Source organism: Terrisporobacter muris (genome assembly GCF_024621905.1).
Classification (GTDB): Bacteria; Bacillota; Clostridia; order Peptostreptococcales; family Peptostreptococcaceae; genus Terrisporobacter; species Terrisporobacter muris.
On record NZ_JANKBY010000516.1, the window covers coordinates 1 to 1,681 of the forward strand.

The window sequence follows — 1,681 nt, forward strand, 5'->3', positions numbered from 1 at the left end:
TAATTTTTGTTATAAGTTTAAGTTTTTGGCTTAACTATATACATTTAAAAAATGTAAAATATATTAAAAATATAATGTTGAGTAGGTTTATGAAAATAGCTAAAGAAGCTGATTTATATATTGAAATAAAAGAAGATGGAGTCTTTAGTAAGAAAAGAAATTAGCAACAAGAATATTGTGATTCAATTTCCACCTGGAGGTGAATTTATTAGAAGCTTATTTCAAGAACTGATTATTTTATAGCAGCGAAGACTAAATAATGGCTACGATGATTCATCTATGGTAACTAAGATTACATTAGATTATATAGAGAATGCTACTAATCAAAATAAGACTAAAATCCAATATGACTTATGGGTATGATAAAGTTGGAAATAGGATACTAATGACAAAAGAGGGGGCAACTAGTAGCTATAAGTATAACGAGTTAAATCAGCTTACATCATCTGTATAAAGTAGAGATGGAAAGCAAACATCAAATAAAACTTACAATTATGATGTAAATGACAGAGCAACTGATATTAATTACCCTGAATCAGACGGTGAGGTAAAAGAACTAAAATTTGAGTACAATAATGATGGTTGGTTAACAAACATAAAAGCCAAGATAAAAAGAAACCTTTTAATAGGAGAAGCTAACTATAGAGAATATACTTACGATACACATGGAAAAGTAAAAAATATAAAACTAATTTTATAAACTTTTAGGTAAAGTTTATTTATAAAATTTAAGATATGGAATGGTGGATTTGATTGTTGCGGATCATCTCCACCATTCAAAGCCTCGGGAAAGAGGGAAAGGAACTGCTAAGTTTATGACTTAGTAGTTTTTTTATATTAAATATAAATTAAGCTAATTTCAGATGTATGGTAAAACATGGTATAATGTTTGCGAGTGAGAGAAGTTATAAAATAAGCAAAAATACTAAAGGTAATCTATATTAGGGGGAATTATAATGGGAAAATTATCAAAAGGACAAATCGAAATGATATCGGTTAGTGCTTTAAATATGTCTTTATGTAATTTTAAAGAAATAAATCCGAATATTAACTGGAATGATAAAGAGCCATCTTGGGATGGTTATATCAAGATAACAATCATAAAAAAAGTTTATTAAAGGGGAAAATACCTGTACAAGTTAAAGGTACGGAGGTAAAGAAATTTGAAAGAAAATTTGCTAGCTTTCAAATGGAACTTAGCGATATTAAAAATTATTATAATGATGGAGGAGTTCTATTTGTTGTAATTCAGATAATAAGCAACACAGAATATAGAATATTCTATAGATTTTTATTGCCTGTAGATCTTAAGAATTTAATAAATGAGATAGCTGAAAATGAAACCAATAGCAAGGCAGTTCATATTAATAACATATTGAATGAGAAGAGCAAATTTAATATTGAGTGCGATCAATTTTTATTACATAGAAACAGACAAGGCATAAATCTTGTTGAGATGGCTATTACTTTAGATCAGATAAAAGACAAGCAGATAGAATTTGTAGGTGATAGAAATCTTTTTAATATGTTAAATAAAGATGTATATTTTTATACTAAAGACGAATTTTAAGCATATATACCAATAATAGATAAAATTGAACTAAAATCATTTGCATATAATGTTGAGAGAAATCTAATTATAAATGATAAAAAATATTTTGATAATTTTAAATTAGTTAAT

The 1,681-nt window shown here is 26.5% G+C and carries 2 protein-coding genes; both read left to right on the forward strand.

The annotated features are described in order from the left end of the window. Positions 1-956 precede the first annotated feature (956 nt). Complete coding sequence (locus NSA58_RS19825) at positions 957-1,118, forward strand: hypothetical protein (RefSeq protein WP_257560907.1); 162 nt, start codon at positions 957-959, stop codon at positions 1,116-1,118. Further along, on the forward strand, positions 1,073-1,570 hold the full coding sequence (locus NSA58_RS19830) for a hypothetical protein (protein WP_074429244.1): 498 nt from the start codon (positions 1,073-1,075) through the stop codon (positions 1,568-1,570). Before NSA58_RS19825 ends, NSA58_RS19830 begins: the two co-directional genes overlap by 46 nt. Positions 1,571-1,681 lie beyond the last annotated feature (111 nt).

Excerpts from the sequence above, each read along its gene's own strand:
- NSA58_RS19825 (WP_257560907.1), top strand. The coding sequence starts at position 957 with ATGGGAAAATTATCAAAAGGACAAATCGAAATGATATCGGTTAGTGCT.